Here is a 17,629-nt window from a genome sequence, read left to right as displayed (position 1 = left end):
GCGCTCGCAAGGACCACGGTCCGGAAAACCTCGCCATCATCCGAAAACTCGCCCTCAACGTCCTCAAAACGGCCAGGCCAACCATCTCCATCCGTCGCAAGCGAAAGCGATCCGGATGGTCTGACGCATTCGCCCGATCCGTCATCGGGCAAATGCGATAGCCCTGCCCTAACCCCCCTCCGCCCGATACCGCCCCGGGCTCTGGCCGGTCCATTTGCGGAAGGCGCGGTGGAAGGAGCTGGGGTCGGCGAAGCCGGCCGCGGCGGCGGCGTCGGCGACCGAGGCGGTGGGGTCGCGGAGGACGTCGATGGCGATGTCCAGGCGCAGCGCGTCCTTGATCGCCCGGTAGCTCTGGCCCTCGGCCGCCAGGCGGCGGTGCAGGGTGGCGGTGGAGATGCCGAAGGCGGTGGCCAGGCTGTCGATATCCGGCCAGTCGTCGGGGTGCAGGCCGCGCAGATGGTGGCGCACCCGCACCAGCCAGGCATCGGCATTGCGATAGCGCACCAGAATATTGCCCGGCGCCTGTTTCAGAAAGCGGGTCAGGGACCGGCGCGAGCGGTCGATCGGCAGGTCCAGCAGCTCGGCATCGAAGATCAGGCGGCTGTCGGGCTGGCCGAAGCGCAGATCGTTGCAGAACAACCGTCGGTAATCGTCGGTATAGGCCGGCACCCGTGCGCGGACATCGATCCAGCGGATCGGGATCCGCCGGCCGACCAGCCAGCAGGCGGCGCCGTGCAGCATCAGCCAGATGGTGAAATCGGCGAAGGCGCGCGGCGGGGGCAGGGGCGCCCCGCCGGTGGGGCGGCGGCCGCGCATCACCAGCTGGGCATGGGTGCCATGGCGCAGCAGGCGCAGATCGATATCGTCGAAGACCAGCATCATGAACCGGGTCATGATCCGCAGCGCCGCACCCAGATCCGGCGCCTCGCGCGCGGTGGCGCACATGAAGCCGAAGCTGCCGCGCTTCATCCGCCGCCGGTTCATCGCGAAGAATTCGTCGTCCAGCAGCCGGGTCAGCCCGCGCCACAGCCGGGCATAGGTTTCGGCATCCACCCGCGCCCCCGGCCGGGTCAGCCCGACCGGGTCGATGCCGGCCGATCGCAGCACCGGCCCGGTATCCAGCCGCAGCCGATGGGCGCCTTCCAGCGCTTCGGCCACCAGATGGGCCGAAATCGTGCCGGCCGGCACCTCGCTCTCGGCCGAACGCCGTGCGCCGGACCCCGTCTCCGTGGTCATCTGCCCCGCCGGGTTTTCATCCGCCCCCACGTTTTCCCCCGCGCCCTGTCCTGTGGGTCAGGGGATAAACCGGAAGTCGCCCGGCGTAAAGCGGCCAGTGCGGAAAGCGCCGGCCAGACGACCTTGAGGGCCGGACTATACCTCCGGCCAGGCGGCAAGGGCGAGGTCTGCGATCGCCTCCAGCTTCTCCCGGCTGAACCCGGCCTTCGCCTGCACCGCCATGCCGTGCAGGGTGGTCAGAAGAAAGGCGGCAAGCACCTCCGGGCGGGCGGTCGGCGGCAGGTCGCCCTCGGCCTTCGCCCGCTCGAAGCGGGCGGTGAGCTGCGCCTCACCGGCGGCGCGGGCCTCGATCAGCATCCGGCGCACCGGTTCGGCCTCGTCCGATCCGGCAAGCAGCCCGTTGATGCCCAGGCAGCCGGTATGGTCGGGATGGCGGGTGTTGAGGTCGATGGCGCTGAACAGGATATGCCGCGCCACCTCTCGCGCCGTCTTCAGGTCAAGCGCTGCCGGGATGTAGTCCAGGTGGCGCTCGTAATAGCGGGCGAGCGCCTTGCGGAACATCTCTTCCTTGTTGCCGAAGGCCGAATACAGGGCCGGGCGTTCCACCCCGGCCGCCCGGGTCAGGTCGGTATAGGACGCACCTTCATAGCCCTTCTGCCAGAACACGCACATCACGGCGTCGAGTGCCTGGTCTACATCGAATTCGCGATGGCGCCCCATCAGCCCGGTCCGGAAATGATCATCGGCTGCATCCTATGCCGCTTGACAGCCCCTGTCCATATTTCATACCAATCATTATCGTAACGATTGGTACTGAATTTGGCGCTCTCACGGGTGCCGGAAACGGAGGTCTCATGTCGAAGATGCTGACGTCGAAGATGCCAGATTCGAAGATGCTGGCGGGCAGGGTGGCGCTGGTCACCGGCGGGTCCCGCGGCCTGGGCGCCGCGGTGGCGCGGGCGCTGGCCGATCAGGGGGCGGATGTGGCGATCAGCTATGTCGCCTCGGCCGACAAGGCTGCGGCGGTGGTGGCCGATCTGAAGGCGCAGGGGGTGCGCGCGGCGGCCTTCCGCAGCGACCAGGCCGACACGGCCGCGGCGGCACCGCTGATCGGCCGGGTGATGGCCGAATTCGGCCGGCTCGACATTCTGGTCAACAATGCGGCGATCTCGGTGCTGGGCCAGATGGTGGACGATCCGGCCGCCGACACGGCGCGGCTCGACCGGCTGTGGCAGACCAATGTCGCGGGGGCCGTGGCGACCACGCGCGCCGCGGCGCCGGTGCTGTCGGATGGCGGCCGGATCGTCTTCATCGGCTCGGCGCTGGGCAGCCGTGTGCCCTTCCCGGGCGTCGCCGACTATGCCGGCAGCAAGGCGGCGATCGCCGGCTATGCCCGCGGGGCGGCGCGTGATCTGGGGCCGCGCAACATCACCGTCAATGTCGTCCAGCCGGGCATCATGCCCACCGACATGGCGGCGGAGGTGGGCGACAGCGTGCCCGATGCGCTGATGGATCTGCATCCCATTCGCCGGATCGCGACGCTGGACGAGGTCGCGGCGCTGGTCTGTTTCCTGGCCGGGCCCCATGGCGGCTACATGACCGGCGATGTGATCGACATCGCCGGCGGCATTCAGGTCTGAGACGCCCCCCGCCTTGCCGCCGATGCGGCATAGGTCACCCGCCGCAGCCGGTTCAGCTCTCCCAGCGGCCGGTGGGCGGCAAGGGCGTTCCAGGGGGTGAAGGCGGTGTCGCGGCCGCGACCCGCCACCACCGGCTGGGGCGGCAGCTCCAGCCGGGCCACGGCGGTGAACGGCCCGGTCCAGCGGGCGATGCCGTCGTCGAGCGACTCGTGCTCGCCCTGGCGGGGCTGGATCAGGAAATCGAAGCCGATCGGCCCGCGGGCGAAGGCCTTGCGCAGCCGTTCGGCGAAGCTGCCGCCGCGCACATTCCGCCAGGCGGCATCCGGCCGGCACTGAAACTTCATCGCCCCCGCGCCCAGCGCGAAGGGCGCCACCGAATGATAGGTCCGCCCGGCCAGGTCGCGCCCTTTCAGATGGTTGCGCAGCGTATCGGCCATCATCTGCAGATAGTGCAGGCGCGGCCGTCCCCGCGGCATCACCGCGCCGGGCAGCAGCATGCGGGCAAGCGTCGGCTTCAGATGGCCGTCGATCGCCCGGAACAGCACCAGCGCATCGGCGGCATCGCGCATCGGCGGGGTCGGCTGATCGACCATCACGAAATCCTGCCGGCCGGGCACCGCACCTTCGCAGACCTCACCCTCTACGTCAGACAGCGCGATCGCCATCCCGCGCGCATCCGGCAGCCGTTCATCCGGCAACAGCCCGCCCGAAAACCGCACCAGCGCCGGATAGCGCCCCGGCCGGGCGAACAGCCCCTGCGCCAGCGCCGGATCTGCGGGCGGGGTCACGGTGAACACGCCGTCCAGGCAGGCATGTTCCAGCTCGTGGAAGGTGCGGGGCAGCGATCCGTCGGGGCGCGGCAGCTGAAAGGTGCGGCGGAAGATCGTGACCAGTTCGTCGCCGGTGGCATCCAGCGGGCAGCGTGGGGCGTCGGACGGCAAGGCGGTGTCCTCCGGAGCGGTCGGTGATCCGTCGGTCGATCCTGACCGCCCGCCCGCCGGCGCGCAAGCCGGGCAATCAGATCTCGTCCACCACCGCCGTGAAGACATAGCCGCCCAGGCGCACCGTGCGCAGCAGGGCGGGTTCTTTCGGGTCGGCTTCGATCTTCTGGCGCAGCCGGCTGATATGCACGTCGATGCTGCGCTCGATCGGCCCGGCGAGCCCCGCATGGGTCAGCGACAGCAGCTCTTCGCGCGTGATCACCCGGCCGGGATTGCGGCAGAAGGCGAGCAGCAGGTCGAATTCTGTGGTGGTCAGCGCGATGCGGGCGCGGGAGGGATCGTGCAGCTGGCGGCGCAGCGGGTCGATCTCCCAGCCGTCGAAGCGCAGCCGGCGGCGGCCGTCGGGCAGGGCGGCGCCGTAAGAGGCGCGGCGCAGCAGGCTGCGGATCCTGGCGACCAGTTCCCGCGGGCTGAACGGCTTGGTGACATAGTCGTCCGCGCCCACCTCCAGCCCGACGATCCGGTCGATCTCTTCGCCCAGCGCCGTCAGCATGATGATCGGGATGGTCGCGTCGGCGCGCAGGCGCCGGCACAGGCTGATGCCGTCTTCGTCGGGCAGCATCACGTCCAGCACGATCAGGTCGAACCCCTGGCGCGCCAGGGCTCCGGCCATGCCGCGACCATCGCCGACCAGGGTCGCCTGCATGCCGTTTTCCTGAAGCGTCAGGGCCAGCAGCCCGCCGATCCCGGCATCGTCCTCGACGATCAGGATATGGGGCCCCCCACCCGGCTGCATCGTCATGCCCTCGTCTCGATCTTCAGAACCGATAGCCCAGCGCCAGCGACAGCCTGGGCTGGACCTTCTCTTCCACCACCGGGCTGTCGGCGGCATCGCCGGTCAGCACGCCCACCCCGGCGGAACCGAACAACATCCAGTTGCCGCCGATCATCCAGGTCGCTGTGGTTTCGAAGTCGACCCGCTTCAACCCGGCCTCGGCATCATACCGCGCCAGGCCCGAAGCGGCAGACTGGCGGGGGGTGATGCCGAAATAGCTCTGCATATGCTCGTCATCGGCCATGACCGCGGCAATCCCGGCGGTCAGCGTCAGCCGGTCCGAGACCCTCGCGGTATAGTCGAGGCCGAGTTTGCCGGTCAGCCCGTCGCTGCCGCCCAGCGCCCGGTCGACGGTCAGATACACCTCGAAGGGCTCGGGGGTCCAGGCGAGTTTCAGCCCGGCGGTGGCGGCGCCGTCGACATCGCCCAGCCCCTTCAGCCGGTCGGCATCGTCCTGGTCGCGGCCGCCTTCATAGCCGAGCCGGCCCGAGACCGACAGCCGCCCCCAGCGCGCCACCCTGGCCTCGGCCCCGCCGGGCGAGACCGTCAGCCAGTCCTGCCAGGTGAAGATCACCAGCGGCAGGGGCGAGACCTCCAGATCCTCGCCGCCTTCATATTCGGGGGCGAGCCCGGCGCCGGCGCCCAGCACCAGGCTCCAGTCGCGGGCATCGGCACCGGCCGGCGCCAGGCTGAGCAGGGCCAGGGTGGGCGCGGTCAGCAGAAGGGGTCTGTTCCGGAAAGCAAGACGACGCATGACGGCTCCGTGCGACGATGAAGGACCGATGCCGTCTGCTTCCCACATCGCGCCGGCCCCGGGGGTGTCGATTTGTTACGTTTTGTTGCGGCGCACCCGCTGTGGCCCGCGCTATGCGAAGATGGCCGCGACGCCTCCACCATCCCCGGAGCCGAGATGAAGCGCCTCACCATCCACCGGCCCACCCTTCAGGTTCAGATCATGGTCATCATCCTGATCGGCCTGGCGGTCGTCGACACTTTCGGCCCGGTTCTGGAACGCCAGATCAAGAATCTGTCCACCCTGCCGGACCTGAAGCAGGTGGCCAGGCAGGTCGGGGTCGTCGCCGATCTGGTGGAGGACAGCCCTCCCGCGGACCGCGACGCCGTGCTTGCTGCGGCGCGGCGGTCGGGCTGGGTTCTGTCCCTCGCCGCCCCCGAGACGGCTGACCGGTTGGTGACCGGACGGCCCGAGGATGGGGTTTTCGACAGGCTGACCAGCTGGTTGTTCATGCCCGAGGACATCGAGCCGCCGGTCGGCGGGTGGCGTACCTTCCTGGGTGAGACCCGGGTGATGGTGCTGAAGATCGACCAGGGGCAGACCCTGCTGGTCGCCACCCTCGATCCTGAGCGGATGATCCTGCGCGACGTTTCGGCCCAGGTGCCGTATTACCTGCTGGCGATCGTCACCCTCGGCCTGCTGTTCGCGGTGTTCTCGGGCCGGGTGATCACCCGGCCGCTGCGGCGCATCGCGGCCGCCGCGGCCGAAGCGGATCTGTCTGGCGAGGCCGAGATTTTCGAGGAACGCGGCAGCACCGAGATCGTCACGCTGGCCCGGGCGCTGAACCGCATGCGCCGGCGGATCGTGACCATGGTCGAGAGCCGCACCCGCATGCTGCGCGGCATCAGCCACGATCTGCGCACGCCCTTGACCCGCATCCGCCTGCGCGCCGACCGCGTCGCCGACCCGGATCTGCGCGCCGCTTTGCTCGGCGATGTCCGGCGGCTGGAGGCGCTGCTGGATGAAAGCCTGGCCTATCTGCGCGACGACCATGCCCGCGAGGCGGTGGAGCGCACCGATGTCGCCAGCACGCTCCAGACCATCTGCAGCGATTTCGCCGATATCGGCCACGACATCCGCTTCCACGGCCCCAACCGCCTGGTCGCCCGCTGCCGGCCGCTGGCGCTTGGCAGGGCGGTGGCCAATCTCTGCGAAAACGCCACCCGTTTCGCCAGCCGGACCGACCTCACCCTCACCGCCGGCGACGGCGTTTTCGTGATCGAGGTGGCCGATAACGGCCCCGGCATCCCGGAGGACCAGCGCGCCCGGGTGCTCGACCCGTTTTTCAAGCTCGACACCGCCCGCCGGGACGGCGGCACCGGCTTCGGCCTGGGCCTCGCCATCGTCGCCGAAATCGTCCAGGCCCATCGCGGCAGCCTGGACCTGGCCGACAACACCCCGCAGGGGCTGCGGGTGCGGGTTACGATGCCGACGGGTTGAAGGGCTGGTCCGGCGCCACCACCGGATCCCACCGCGCACAGAACCCCTCGATATCCCCCGAGCGGAAATCCTCCAGCCGCTCCAGGATCACCGCGAAGGGCCAGTTCCACCAGGCGATCCGGGCGAGCCGGGCCGCGATCTCGCGGGAAAAGCGTTCGCGGAGCGGCTTTGCCGGCACGCCGCCGACGATGGTATAGGGGGCCACGTCCTTCGTGACCACGGCGCCCGCCGCCAGCACCGCGCCGTCGCCCACCGTCACCCCCGGCAGCACGGTCACGCCATGGCCGATCCAGACATCATGGCCGATGCGGACCTGGTCGGCCCGGCGATCGGCGAAGAAGCCGGCATCGCGGCTGGCGCCTGCGTCGTAATATTCCGGGCAATAGGTGAAGCGGTGCAGGCTGGGCCGGTCCATCGGATGGTTGGGCGCGCCGATCCGGACCCGGGCCGCAATGGCGCAGAACCGGCCGATTTCGGCATCCGCCACCATGCAATCGGGCCCCAGATAGCTGTAATCGCCGATCGTGCAGTATTCGAGCGCCGATCGCGCCAGGACTTCGCAGCACTGGCCCAGCACCACCTCGCGCAGGCTGGCGGTTTCGTCGATCACGGTTTCGGCAAGTTTCGGGCGGTCGGCAGGCAGGGGTCGGCGGGCCATGGGCGGGGCTCCGGAAAGGCGGGCAGGGCAGGACCGCCGCCCTCATACGCCCGCGCGGGGCCCGATCCAAGAGCCCGCAGCAGCCTGGTCCCGGGTGTCATCGAAACTTCATGCTGCGGTACCGTCTCTGCCGATGCCGGCGCGGCCACTCAACTCCCCCGACAGGGCGGCAGCGGGCAGGTTTCGCCGCAATCGGCCACCCCCGGCATCATATAGCGCAGGCAGCAGACCTTGCGGGTATAGCTGGAGCCGGACTCCGGTTTGGGCGAAAGCAGCATGTCGAACATCGGGTTGGCGGCGCCGCAGCTGAGGTCGGGGGTGGCGATCACCGCCTGCCGGGCCGTGGCGGCGATATCGGCCAGGTCTGTGTCCTCGGGCTCGGCCTCGGCCGCGGCCTCCATCGCCCAGACCAGGCGGACGGCGGCATTGCACCACAGCAGCCGTGGCGCCAGCCGGCCGGCCCGGCTCATCGCGGTCACCGCCGGCACGTAATGATCGGTGATCAGCGCCTCCATCGCCGCGCGCGGGTCGCGGTCGGGCTGGGGGGTGCCCGCGGCCGGCAGTTTCAGCGCCGCCGGCAGGCCGTTCTCGCCGATCACCACCGCCATCTCGTCCAGCCCGACCGGCAGCCGGCGGCGGCCGCGCATCGCCGCCAGCACCACCGGCACGCCGACCAGGGCGAAATAGAACTGGGTCCAGAGCGAGGCGGCGCCGCGCCGCGATTGCGGGGTCGATGCCTCGGGTGCCAGCCGGCGCAGCATCTTTTCGACCAGCGCCTCGGGGTCGGAGGTCAGGGCCCGGATGCTGAGCGCCGGCCGCGGGTCTTCGGGGCCGACCACCGATTTACTGAACCGGTCGAACGGGCCGCTGAAGGCGGGGGCGAGATCTGCGAACATCGGACGGATTCCCTGCGACGAGGCGCGATTGTTAAGTGATATTGATAATCACTCTCAGATGCAAGCCGCGGTTTGCGCTGCGGCCGCATCAACGCCGCACTGCCGCAGGACGGCCGGACGTGATAAAGAGACCCCGACCCCAAGAAAACGACGGCCCGCATCGACGCGCCGCTGACCGGAGACACGCCTCATGACCACCAGCCGCCCCGATGCCTTCCGTGGATCCCTCGCGATCGAGCCGGTGGAGGAAAGGGCGGACGGCGTCCGCGTCTGGTCGGGCCGCACCGACCCGGTCTGGCGGAACATGATCGGCCCCTTCGGCGGCTGGATCGCCGCGGTGCTGACCCGCGCCGCCGAGCGTGCCGCCGCCGGCTGGCTGGCCGAGGCGGGCCCCGGCGCCGGCATCGTCGCCACCCAGACCCAGTTCATGGGCGCCATCGCCGAAGGGCCGTTCACCATCGTCACCTCGCCGGCACGCGTCGGCCGGTCGGTGTCGTTCTGGCAGGTGGATCTGATCCAGGACGGCGCCATCGCCGCGCGCGGCAATTTCACCGCCGCCGCCCGCCGCGACACCGGCGATTTCACCGAACCCCGCTTCGCGATGCCCGCGGCCGTGGCGCCCGAAGACGCGCCCCGCCACGCCCATCGGAGCCTGCCGCCCTGGTTTTCGGCCTATGAAATGCGGATCGTTCAGGGCCCGCCCTTCACCGGCGCCGATACCAGCCGCAGCCTGGTCTGGCTGCGCCATGCCCTGGTCGAGGGCGAGCCCGCGGGCGCGGTGGATGCCGCGGTGGTGGCCGGCCTTGCCGATGCGATCTATCCCCGGGTTTTCGTGCTCGACCGCGGCCCGCGGCCGATTTCGACCGTCACGCTGTCGACCTATATCCATGCCCGGCCCGAGGTGCTGGACGGGCTGGCGGGGCAGTTCCTGCTGCTGGAAGCCATCGCCCGCCGGGTCCATGACGGTTTCTTCGACCAGCAGGTGACGCTCTGGGCGCCCGGCGGCACGCTGGTCGCCACCTCGGAACAGCTGGCCTGGTACAAGTGATCCGGAGACTGCCATGACCGCCCCCGTCCGCCCCCGCAGCCCCCGCGCCCGTGCCGAGCTGGAGGCCATGGCGCGGAAGCTGGAAGCCTCGGGCGATTATCGCATCCTGCGGCGGATCGAGCCGCGGGAGTGGTTCTCCACCGCCGGCGAGAAGGGGGAGTTCCAGCGCCGCGGCGAGGTACGCAACGGCCTGATCCTGGATGTCGAGACCACCGGCCTGGACCACACGAAGGACCGGATCATCGAACTCGGCATGATCGCCTTCGAATTCGAACCCGGCGGCACGGTGTTCCGGGTGACCGGCGCCTATTCGGGGTTCCAGGATCCGGGCATGCCCATCCCGCCCGAGATCACGAAACTGACCGGCATCACCGACGAGATGGTGGCGGGCCAGGCGATCGACCCGGTGGAGGTGGCGGGTTTTGCCGATGCCGCCTCGGTGGTCATCGCCCATAACGCCGCCTTCGACCGCAAATTCGTCGAACATGTCTGGGAGATCTTCCGGGTGAAGGCCTGGGCCTGTTCCCAGACCGGCATCGACTGGGCGGCCGAGGGCGTGGAGGGCACCAAGCTCGGCTATCTTCTGGGCAAGGCCGGGCTGTTCCACGACGGCCACCGGGCGGCCGAAGACTGCCGCGCCCTGCTGGAAGTTCTGGCCCGGCCGCTGGCGGTGGCGGGGGTGACCGCGCTCGGCGCGTTGCTGGCGGGGGCCCGCCAGGCGACGATGCGCATCCGCGCCGAAGGCAGCCCCTTCGACATGAAGGATGCCCTGAAGGCCCGCGGCTATCGCTGGAACGACGGCTCCGACGGCCAGCCCAAGGCCTGGTGGCGCGACGTGCCCGAGGCGGAGCTGGAGGCCGAGATGACCTTCCTGCGCACCGAAATCTATCGCCGCGCCGAGCTGGACCTGCCGGTGCGCCGGGTCACCGCCTTCGACCGCTATTCCGACCGCGTCTGACGAGGGCCGCACGCCCACGCCCGCAATACCGTCAATATTTTATTGGCAATCACAGCGTATCCTTCGGCTCTGAAGGGCCCGGTCACGGGCCGCAAGACGGGTCCGGAGGGGGCGTTCATGGCAGACGCGGGTATCGGGATGGCGGGGGCCGGCCGCTGGCGGCCATCGGTGCCGCTGGCGGCGATCGTGTCGCTGCTGCCGCTGGCGGCGTTTGCGATCGCCGTGGTGCTGATGCTTCGTGCCGAGCGGGCCGACCGGCTTGCCGCCGACATCACCGCCGCCGCCGCCAATGCCGCCGCCTCGATCCGCCACGAGGTTCAGCATCAGATCGACGGCTTGACCGCCCTTGCGGTCAGCGAGGCGCTGGACCGCCGCGACCTGCCGGCCATCCGGCTGGAGATGCAGCGCCTTTACGACCGCCACCCCGAATGGGCCAGCCTGATCCTGACCGAGGTGACATACCCGACCGGACCGACGACCATGGACCTGCGCCCCACCATCGATCTCAGACGGGTCGATGGGGAGGCGCTGCCGCCCGATCCCGATCCCGCCGGCGCCGTCGCCGCGGTGACCGGCGGCCGCCCGGTGGTCGGCAATTTCATCGACGGCCATATTCCGATCCGCGTGCCGGCGCTGCGGGGCGGAGAGGTGGTCTTCCTGCTGACCGCCCTGGTCCGGCCCGGCCTGTTCAGCGACCTTCTGGTGCTGCAAAGCCTGCCCGAGGGCTGGTTTCTGGCGCTGGCCGACGCCGACGACATCACCATCGGCCGCTCGGTGCGGGCACAGGAGACCATCGGCAGCCGCGCGCCCGAAGGCTTCCGTCAGGCGGTGACCGAGGTGCGGGGCGGGGCGGACCCGGGTCAGGTGACGGCGGGGCAGGGCCGCGACGGCCCGGTGATGGCCCAGATCACGCCGATTGTCGGGACCGGCTGGAACCTGGCCGTGGTCGTGCCTGCCAGGATCGCCGCCGCCCCCTATGCCCGGGTCATGATCATGCTCTATCTGCTGGGTGGCGTGGCGCTGGTCGCGGCCATCCTGCTGGCTGCGCGCGGCATCGGCCGCGACCGCCGCAAACGCGCCCGGGCGGCGGCGGCCGAGGCGGAGCTGCTGCGCCGGGCGGCGGAAGACGCGGCGGCCGAGCGCGATGAACGCGCCATGCGGCTGGCGGTGATGAGCCATGAACTGCGCACCCCGCTCGCCGGGGTTCTGGGGTTCGGCGAGCTGCTTGCCCGCACCGCGTTGAGCGCCGATCAGCGCCGGCTGCTGGACCGTCAGGCCGAGGCCGGGGCGGCGCTGCGCCGGATCGTCGACGACGTTCTGGATGCCGCCCGGATCGAGGCGGGCGGGATGACGCTCCGCTCCGAGCCGGTCGATCTCGTGGCGCTTGCGACAAGCGTCGTCGAGGCCGCCCGCTCCGGTCTCGTGACCGGCCCTGCCGCGGGGCCGGCGCGCCCGGCGATCGCCGTCATCGCGGATCTGGCGCCCGATCTGCCGGCCCGGGTGACCGGCGACCCCGATCGCCTGCGTCAGCTGATGGCCAATCTGGTCGGCAATGCGGTCAAGTATACCTCCGAAGGGACGGTGCGGCTGCACATCGCCCCGCGGGAGGTGGGGGGCGGCCGGCCGCCGCGCCTTCAGATCCATGTCTGCGATACCGGCCCCGGCATTCCGGCCCTGCTGCGCGACCGGCTGTTCCGGCCCTTCGTCACCGGCGCGGGTCTGGCCGGGCAGCCCGCCCGGGCGCAGGGCGGGGCCGGGCTGGGGCTTTATATCTGCAAGCTGCTGGCCGAGGCGATGGGTGGCCGGATCACGGTCGGCGACGGCGCCACCGCCGGCACCTGTTTCGATGTCGATCTGCCGCTCGTGCCGGCGGCCGTCACTCAGGCGCCCGAGGTCGATCCGGCCCCGGCGCCCGCGGCCGGCCAGGCCGGCGCCGCGCCCCCTCCCTCTGGTCGCCTGCTGAAAATCCTGCTGGTCGAAGACACCCCCGCCAACCAGATCCTGATCCGGGCGATGCTGGAAGCGCTGGGCCACCGGGTGGTTCAGGCCGCGGACGGCATCGAGGCGCTGGCGCGGCTGGCCGCTGTGCCGGATATCGATCTGGTGTTGATGGACATGCAGATGCCGCGGATGGACGGTCTTGCCGCCACACGAGAGATCCGCCGCGGCGCGGTGCCCGGCGCCGAAACCGTGCCGGTGATCGCGCTCACCGCCAATGCCTTTCCCGAGGATGTCGATGCCTGTCTGGCTGCCGGCATGCAGCGCCATCTGGCCAAGCCGATCGACCCGGTGGCCCTGGCCGCGGCGGTGCAGCAGGTGGCGGCCAGTCCTGTGCAGTCATCCCTGCCACCACCGGCGCCGACGCCCGATCCGGTCTTCGCGGCGCTGGTCGCAAACCTCGGTCCCGATGCGGCCCTGGCGGCGCGCGACAGCCTGCAGACCTTCCTGCTGGATCTGGCGCCCCGCCTGGCCGGCGGGTCGGCCGAAGAGCTGCGCCGCAGCCTTCATGCCATCCGCGGCCTGCCCGATGTCGTGGATCTGACGGCGCTGCGTGCCGCCGCCCGCAGGCTGGAGGCGGCGGCGCCGGGTGCCGGGGGCGACGAGGCGGCGGCCCGTGCCGCCCTGCTCACCGCGCTGGACGGCAGCCTGGCGGCGCTGCGCAGGATCCGTCGGGGGCTCTGAAAGATGCATCGCATTTAAGACTTCCTTCAATCAACCGTGGCAAGATGGGTCTGTCAAAACGGGTCGATGCATCGAGGATGCGGATCGTGACAAAGGCTGACACGGGTAAATCGGGGACCATCGGCAAGACCTTCACGCCGGCCGGGCGCGATCCGGCGCGTGAACGCAGGCGCATGGCGCATCTCGACCGGCTGGGCGTGCTCGACACCCCGCCCGAACCCGGTTTCGACCGGATCGTCGACATCGTCTCCGACCTTTGCCGGGCGCCGATCGCGCTGGTTTCGCTGATCGACACCGACCGGCAGTGGTTCAAGGCCCGGCACGGGCTGGATGCCACCGAAACCCCGCGCGACTGGGCCTTCTGCGATCATGCGCTTGCCGCCCCCACGGTGCTGGAAGTGCCCGATGCCGCGCAGGATCCGCGCTTCGCCGGCAATCCGCTGGTGGTGGGGCCGCCCTTCATCCGCTTCTATGCCGGGGCACCCATCCGGCTGGGCGACGGCATCGCGCTCGGCACGCTGTGCGTGATCGACCCGGAACCCCGCCCCGACGGGCTCGACGACCGGCAGACGCGCATGCTGGAAGCCCATGCCGCCCTGGTTGCCGAACGCCTGCAACTGCTGGCCGCCAATGATCATCTGCGCGAACAGATGGATCTGGCGGTGCGCGTCCAGACCCGGCTGGTCGACATGGCCGCAACACCCGGCCAGGCGGTGCAGGAACTGGCGCACGAGCTGCGCACCCCCCTCTGTTCCACCATGGGCTATGCCGCGCTGATCGCGGCCGACCAGCGCCTGCCGCAGGAACCCCGCGCCTGGGCCGGATCGATCGAAGAGGCCGGGCGCTGGATGCTGGGCCTGGTCAACCGGCTGCTGGCGCGGCCGCGCGGCGCCGAGGGGCCGCGGCCCCAGGTCATCGATCTTCGCCAGCCGCTGGCGGCGGCGCTGCGTCTGGTTCACGGGCTGTCGCTCGAAGCCGGCATCCGGCTGGAAGACGGGCTGACGGCAGAGCCGGTAACGGCCGAGGCGGATGCCGCCACCGTGCAGCAGGTGGCGGTCAATCTGCTGGCCAATGCGATCAAATACACCCCGGCCGGCGGCACGGTGCGCCTCGACATCGCCCGCGGCCCGGACCGGCCGGGCTTTGCGGTTCTGGACACCGGCCCCGGTGTCGCCCCGGACCGGCTGGGCGATGGCGGCGATGCCATTCTGGGCCGTGGGGCCGCACCGGCGGTGGGCGGCGGCAGTTCCGGCATGGGGCTCGATATCGCCCGCCGCCTGGTCGAAGGGCAGGGCGGCCGGATCGAGATCGGCAATCGCAGCGAACAGACGGGGCTTGCCGTCGCCGTATGGCTTTGCCCCGCGACTTCCTGAGCCTGGCCTTCAATGGGCTGTATCTCTGCACAGCAGATCGTAGTATTTTCATCTGCCGTCACGGGGCGCCCAAGAGGGCATTCCGTCCGAAGACGTCCCGGTCCTTTCCGAGCCTTTCCTTGATGCATGTCGTCGGACTGAATTTGGCTTTTCTCACGCCAGGAGTTCCTGGCGGCATGGCGACCTATTCGTGGTCATTGCTCCGGGAACTGGTCGCCCTGAAACGATACGAGCTGGTGGTATTCGTTCAGGCCGGAACCGTTCTATCCTCTGATCTGGCATCCAGCGTGCGAATTGTCGATGTGCCGCAGTTCAGCGGCCGGTTTCAGCGGGTGATCTGGGAACAGACCATGCTGCCGCATCTTGCCCGGCGTCATCGTGTTCGCCTGATGTTCAGCCCCGGCAACACCGGGCCTCTGCTTGGCGACTTCCGCAAGGTCGTCACCATTCACGATCTTATGTACGCCATGGTGCCCGGATCCGTGGAGCGCCATCAGGCCAGGTTCCGGCAGGTGATGGATCGTCTGACTGCCAGAACCGCCGATGCGGTGATTGCGGTTTCGGAAACCACGGCCGCTGACATCCGTGCCAAGGGGTTGAGGGTCGGCATGCGGTTGCATGTGGTTCATGAAGCGGCGGGCCCGGGATTCCGGCCTGATGATCCCGAAGATGCCAGCGGGGCTTGCGGGCACGGGCCCTTCATCATGATGGTCGCGAGCGTCCTGCCCCATAAATCGCCGCAGACCGTAGTACAGGCCGCGGCCCGACTGTGGCAGCATGCGGGCATCCGCACCGTCATCCTCGGCACCGATCCCTATGGGACGCTGGCGGCCGCCATCGCCCGCTCGGGCGATGCCGGTATCACGTGTCTGCACGGCGTTTCCACGCCGGTTCTGGCCGCGCATTACCGCCGGGCGGTGTGCCTGGTGATGCCGTCGGAATATGAGGGGTTCGGACTGCCGATCCTGGAAGCCCAGCTCTGCGGATGCCCGGTGGTGACCACGCGCCGGGGCGCCCTGCCGGAAGTCGCCGGCGATGCCGCGCTCTATATCGAACCGGCGGATGCGGATGCGCTGGTTGCGACGGTGTCCCGCCTGGTCGAAGACGAGGCGCAGCGTCAACATTTGATTCTGCGCGGCCTGGCAAATGTCGGCCGCTTCTCGTGGAGCAAGGCCGCCTTGCAGACGGCCGCGATCTTCGATGCCTGTCTTGCCAGGCCGCACAAGTCTCGCTGAGAGGCCAGGCCGGTCCTGATGCGACAGGCGCGATGCGGAGGCACGGACGCCCCCGCATCGCCGGCGACCTCAGAGCGCCGCCGCCTTCTGCTTCAGCTCGCGGTTCAGGATCCGGTCGTTCTCGGAATAGTCGACCGGGCAGTCGATGACATGCACCCCCGGCGCCTCCAGGCAGTGGCGGAGCAAGGCCGGCAGTTCGCCGGTATCGCTCACCCGGTGGCCATGGGCACCATAGGCGCGGGCATAGGCCACGAAATCCGGGTTGCCATAGCTCAGCCCGAAATCCTTGAAGCCCATATCCGCCTGCTTCCAGCGGATCATGCCATAGGCGTTGTCGTTCAGGATCAGCACCACCAGCTGCATGCCCAGCCGCACCGCGGTTTCCAGCTCCTGGCTGTTCATCATGAACCCGCCATCGCCGCAGATCGCCATGATCCTGCGCTCGGGATAGACCAGTCGCGAGGCCATGGCCGAGGGCAGCCCCGCCCCCATCGAGGCGAGCGCATTGTCGAGCAGCACCGTATTCGGCTCATGCGCGCGATAATTACGGGCAAACCACAACTTATAGACGCCGTTGTCGAGGGCGATGATGCCATCCGACGGCATCACCTCGCGCACGATGCCCACCAGATGCTGCGGATAGACCGGATAGCGCATGTCGACCGCGTCATGAGCCACGTTCTCCGCCCCGGCATCGCGGGCCCGGTGCATCATCCCGAAATCCCAGGCGGTGCTGGGGGTGATCTCTTCGGTGATCTGCCAGAGGGCATTTGCGATATCACCCACAACTTCCAGCTGTGGGAAATAGACCGGGTCGACCTCCGCCGAACGGAAGTTGACATGGATGACCTCGGCGCCGCCCGGCTTCATGAAGAAGGGCGGCTTCTCGATCACGTCATGGCCGATATTGACGATGACGTCGGCCGACTCCAGCGCCCGATGGACGAAATCCCCGGCCGACAGCGCCGCGCAGCCCACGAAATGCGGGCTGCGTTCATCGATCACGCCCTTGCCCAGCTGGGTGGTGACGAAGGGGATGCCGGTCTTCTGCACGAAACGCGACAGCATGCGGCTGGTCTGGGTGCGGTTGGCGCCGCCGCCGATCACCAGAATGGGCGACCGCGCCTGCTCCAGCCGGCGCACCGCCGCGCTGATCGCCTTGGCCTCGGCGATCGGCCGGCGCTTCAGGCTGGCCGGCACCGGCCGGCTGTCGGTGGTCTCGCGCGCCACGTCTTCCGGCAGTTCCAGATGCACCGCGCCGGGCTTTTCTTCCTCGGCCAGGCGGAAGGCTTCGCGCATCCGCCAGGGGATGTTGTCGGCCGAGGCGAACTGATGGGTGAACTTGGTGATCGGCCCCATCATGTCGACCACGTCCAGAATCTGGAACCGGCCCTGCTTGGACTTCTTGATCGGCTTCTGGCCGGTCAGCATCACCATCGGCATGCCGCCCAGCTGGGCATAGGCGGCGGCGGTGACCAGATTGGTCGCCCCCGGCCCCAGCGTCGACAGGCAGACCCCGGCCTTGCCGGTGTGGCGGCCATAGGTTGCGGCCATGAAGCCGGCGGCCTGCTCGTGCCGGGTCAGGATCAGGCGGATGGTTTCCGACCGCGACAGGCTGTCGAGGAAATCGAGATTCTCTTCGCCCGGAACGCCGAAGACGTATTCCACGCCTTCATTCTCCAGACATTGGACGACGAGATCCGAGGCTTTGGTCATCGGCTGGGCTCTCCCGCTGCGGCCCGATCACGATTATAATATCAATCTGCAATAATAAGAACCCATGAGCCCAGCGCCTCAGCCCGATGGACATGATCTTCCATGGCTGGCTGATGAGCTTGTTCCAGGCATGGCAGCACATGGCGATGATCTGGTCGTAGGATTCGAAGATGCGGTT

Annotated in this window: 15 protein-coding genes and 2 pseudogenes; 8 read left to right on the top strand and 9 right to left on the bottom strand. The window is 69.4% G+C overall.

Translation table 11 applies throughout. The features are described from left to right. Positions 1–161: pseudogene (locus tag WI697_RS27020) on the top strand (ISAs1 family transposase); the annotation flags it as partial. A gap of 7 nt (positions 162–168) precedes the next feature. Here WI697_RS27020 and WI697_RS27015 read toward each other — a convergent pair. Both WI697_RS27015 and WI697_RS27010 read right to left on the bottom strand, forming a co-directional pair. Beyond that, positions 169–1,236 (bottom strand): AraC family transcriptional regulator, encoded by a 1,068-nt coding sequence (locus WI697_RS27015; protein WP_345960649.1) that lies wholly within the window; start codon positions 1,234–1,236, stop codon positions 169–171. 135 nt (positions 1,237–1,371) lie between these two features. Next, complete coding sequence (locus tag WI697_RS27010) at positions 1,372–1,956, bottom strand: TetR/AcrR family transcriptional regulator (RefSeq protein ID WP_345960648.1); 585 nt, start codon at positions 1,954–1,956, stop codon at positions 1,372–1,374. 134 nt (positions 1,957–2,090) lie between these two features. On the opposite strand from WI697_RS27010, the gene WI697_RS27005 reads away from it, so the two are divergent. Then, positions 2,091–2,876, top strand: coding sequence for an SDR family NAD(P)-dependent oxidoreductase (locus WI697_RS27005; protein ID WP_345960647.1), 786 nt, complete (start codon positions 2,091–2,093; stop codon positions 2,874–2,876). On the opposite strand, the gene WI697_RS27000 is transcribed toward WI697_RS27005, so the two are convergent. The 3 genes from WI697_RS27000 to WI697_RS26990 form a co-directional block, all read right to left on the bottom strand. Then, the gene (locus tag WI697_RS27000; RefSeq protein ID WP_345960646.1) at positions 2,867–3,817 is read right to left on the bottom strand and encodes a catalase family protein; all 951 of its coding nucleotides are present in this window, start codon (positions 3,815–3,817) and stop codon (positions 2,867–2,869) included. The genes WI697_RS27005 and WI697_RS27000 overlap by 10 nt on opposite strands. Positions 3,818–3,893: 76 nt before the next feature. Further along, a complete protein-coding gene (locus tag WI697_RS26995; protein ID WP_345960645.1) occupies positions 3,894–4,619 on the bottom strand; it encodes a response regulator transcription factor in 726 nt (241 codons plus the stop codon). Positions 4,620–4,635: 16 nt separating this feature from the next. After that, positions 4,636–5,406, bottom strand: a complete 771-nt coding sequence (locus tag WI697_RS26990; RefSeq protein ID WP_345960644.1) for a MipA/OmpV family protein — start codon at positions 5,404–5,406, stop codon at positions 4,636–4,638. A gap of 156 nt (positions 5,407–5,562) precedes the next feature. Here WI697_RS26990 and WI697_RS26985 point away from each other — a divergent pair, with 156 nt between their 5' ends. Next, positions 5,563–6,885: an ATP-binding protein gene (locus tag WI697_RS26985; RefSeq protein ID WP_345960643.1), complete on the top strand. Its 1,323-nt coding sequence runs from the start codon at positions 5,563–5,565 to the stop codon at positions 6,883–6,885. Here the strand turns inward: WI697_RS26985 and WI697_RS26980 are convergent. After that, positions 6,866–7,543 (bottom strand): DapH/DapD/GlmU-related protein, encoded by a 678-nt coding sequence (locus tag WI697_RS26980; protein WP_345960642.1) that lies wholly within the window; start codon positions 7,541–7,543, stop codon positions 6,866–6,868. The genes WI697_RS26985 and WI697_RS26980 overlap by 20 nt on opposite strands. A 149-nt stretch (positions 7,544–7,692) precedes the next feature. Beyond that, positions 7,693–8,439 (bottom strand): siderophore-iron reductase FhuF, encoded by a 747-nt coding sequence (gene fhuF / locus WI697_RS26975; protein ID WP_345960641.1) that lies wholly within the window; start codon positions 8,437–8,439, stop codon positions 7,693–7,695. A gap of 190 nt (positions 8,440–8,629) precedes the next feature. Here fhuF and WI697_RS26970 point away from each other — a divergent pair, with 190 nt between their 5' ends. The 5 genes from WI697_RS26970 to WI697_RS26950 all read left to right on the top strand — a co-directional run bounded on the left by WI697_RS26970 (position 8,630) and on the right by WI697_RS26950 (position 15,735). After that, positions 8,630–9,487 (top strand): thioesterase family protein, encoded by an 858-nt coding sequence (locus tag WI697_RS26970; RefSeq protein WP_014753067.1) that lies wholly within the window; start codon positions 8,630–8,632, stop codon positions 9,485–9,487. Between the two features lie 13 nt (positions 9,488–9,500). Then, complete coding sequence (locus WI697_RS26965; protein WP_062762451.1) at positions 9,501–10,445, top strand: 3'-5' exonuclease; 945 nt, start codon at positions 9,501–9,503, stop codon at positions 10,443–10,445. Between the two features lie 117 nt (positions 10,446–10,562). Continuing rightward, complete coding sequence (locus WI697_RS26960) at positions 10,563–13,127, top strand: ATP-binding protein (protein WP_345960640.1); 2,565 nt, start codon at positions 10,563–10,565, stop codon at positions 13,125–13,127. 86 nt (positions 13,128–13,213) lie between these two features. Further along, positions 13,214–14,500 carry a GAF domain-containing sensor histidine kinase gene (locus WI697_RS26955; protein WP_345960639.1) on the top strand — a complete coding sequence of 429 codons (1,287 nt, stop codon included), beginning with the start codon at positions 13,214–13,216 and terminating at the stop codon, positions 14,498–14,500. A gap of 122 nt (positions 14,501–14,622) precedes the next feature. Then, complete coding sequence (locus tag WI697_RS26950) at positions 14,623–15,735, top strand: glycosyltransferase family 4 protein (RefSeq protein ID WP_345960638.1); 1,113 nt, start codon at positions 14,623–14,625, stop codon at positions 15,733–15,735. 69 nt (positions 15,736–15,804) lie between these two features. Here WI697_RS26950 and WI697_RS26945 read toward each other — a convergent pair whose 3' ends face one another. Then, a complete protein-coding gene (locus tag WI697_RS26945; RefSeq protein ID WP_345960637.1) occupies positions 15,805–17,451 on the bottom strand; it encodes an acetolactate synthase large subunit in 1,647 nt (548 codons plus the stop codon). A 58-nt stretch (positions 17,452–17,509) separates the two neighbouring features. Continuing rightward, positions 17,510–17,629 (bottom strand): annotated as a pseudogene (locus WI697_RS26940) (IS630 family transposase); the annotation flags it as partial.

It is taken from the genome of Tistrella mobilis, assembly GCF_039634785.1.
Lineage (GTDB): Bacteria > Pseudomonadota > Alphaproteobacteria > Tistrellales > Tistrellaceae > Tistrella > Tistrella mobilis.
Note: the sequence above shows the minus strand (reverse complement) of the source record. Positions and strands in the feature narration are given on the sequence as shown.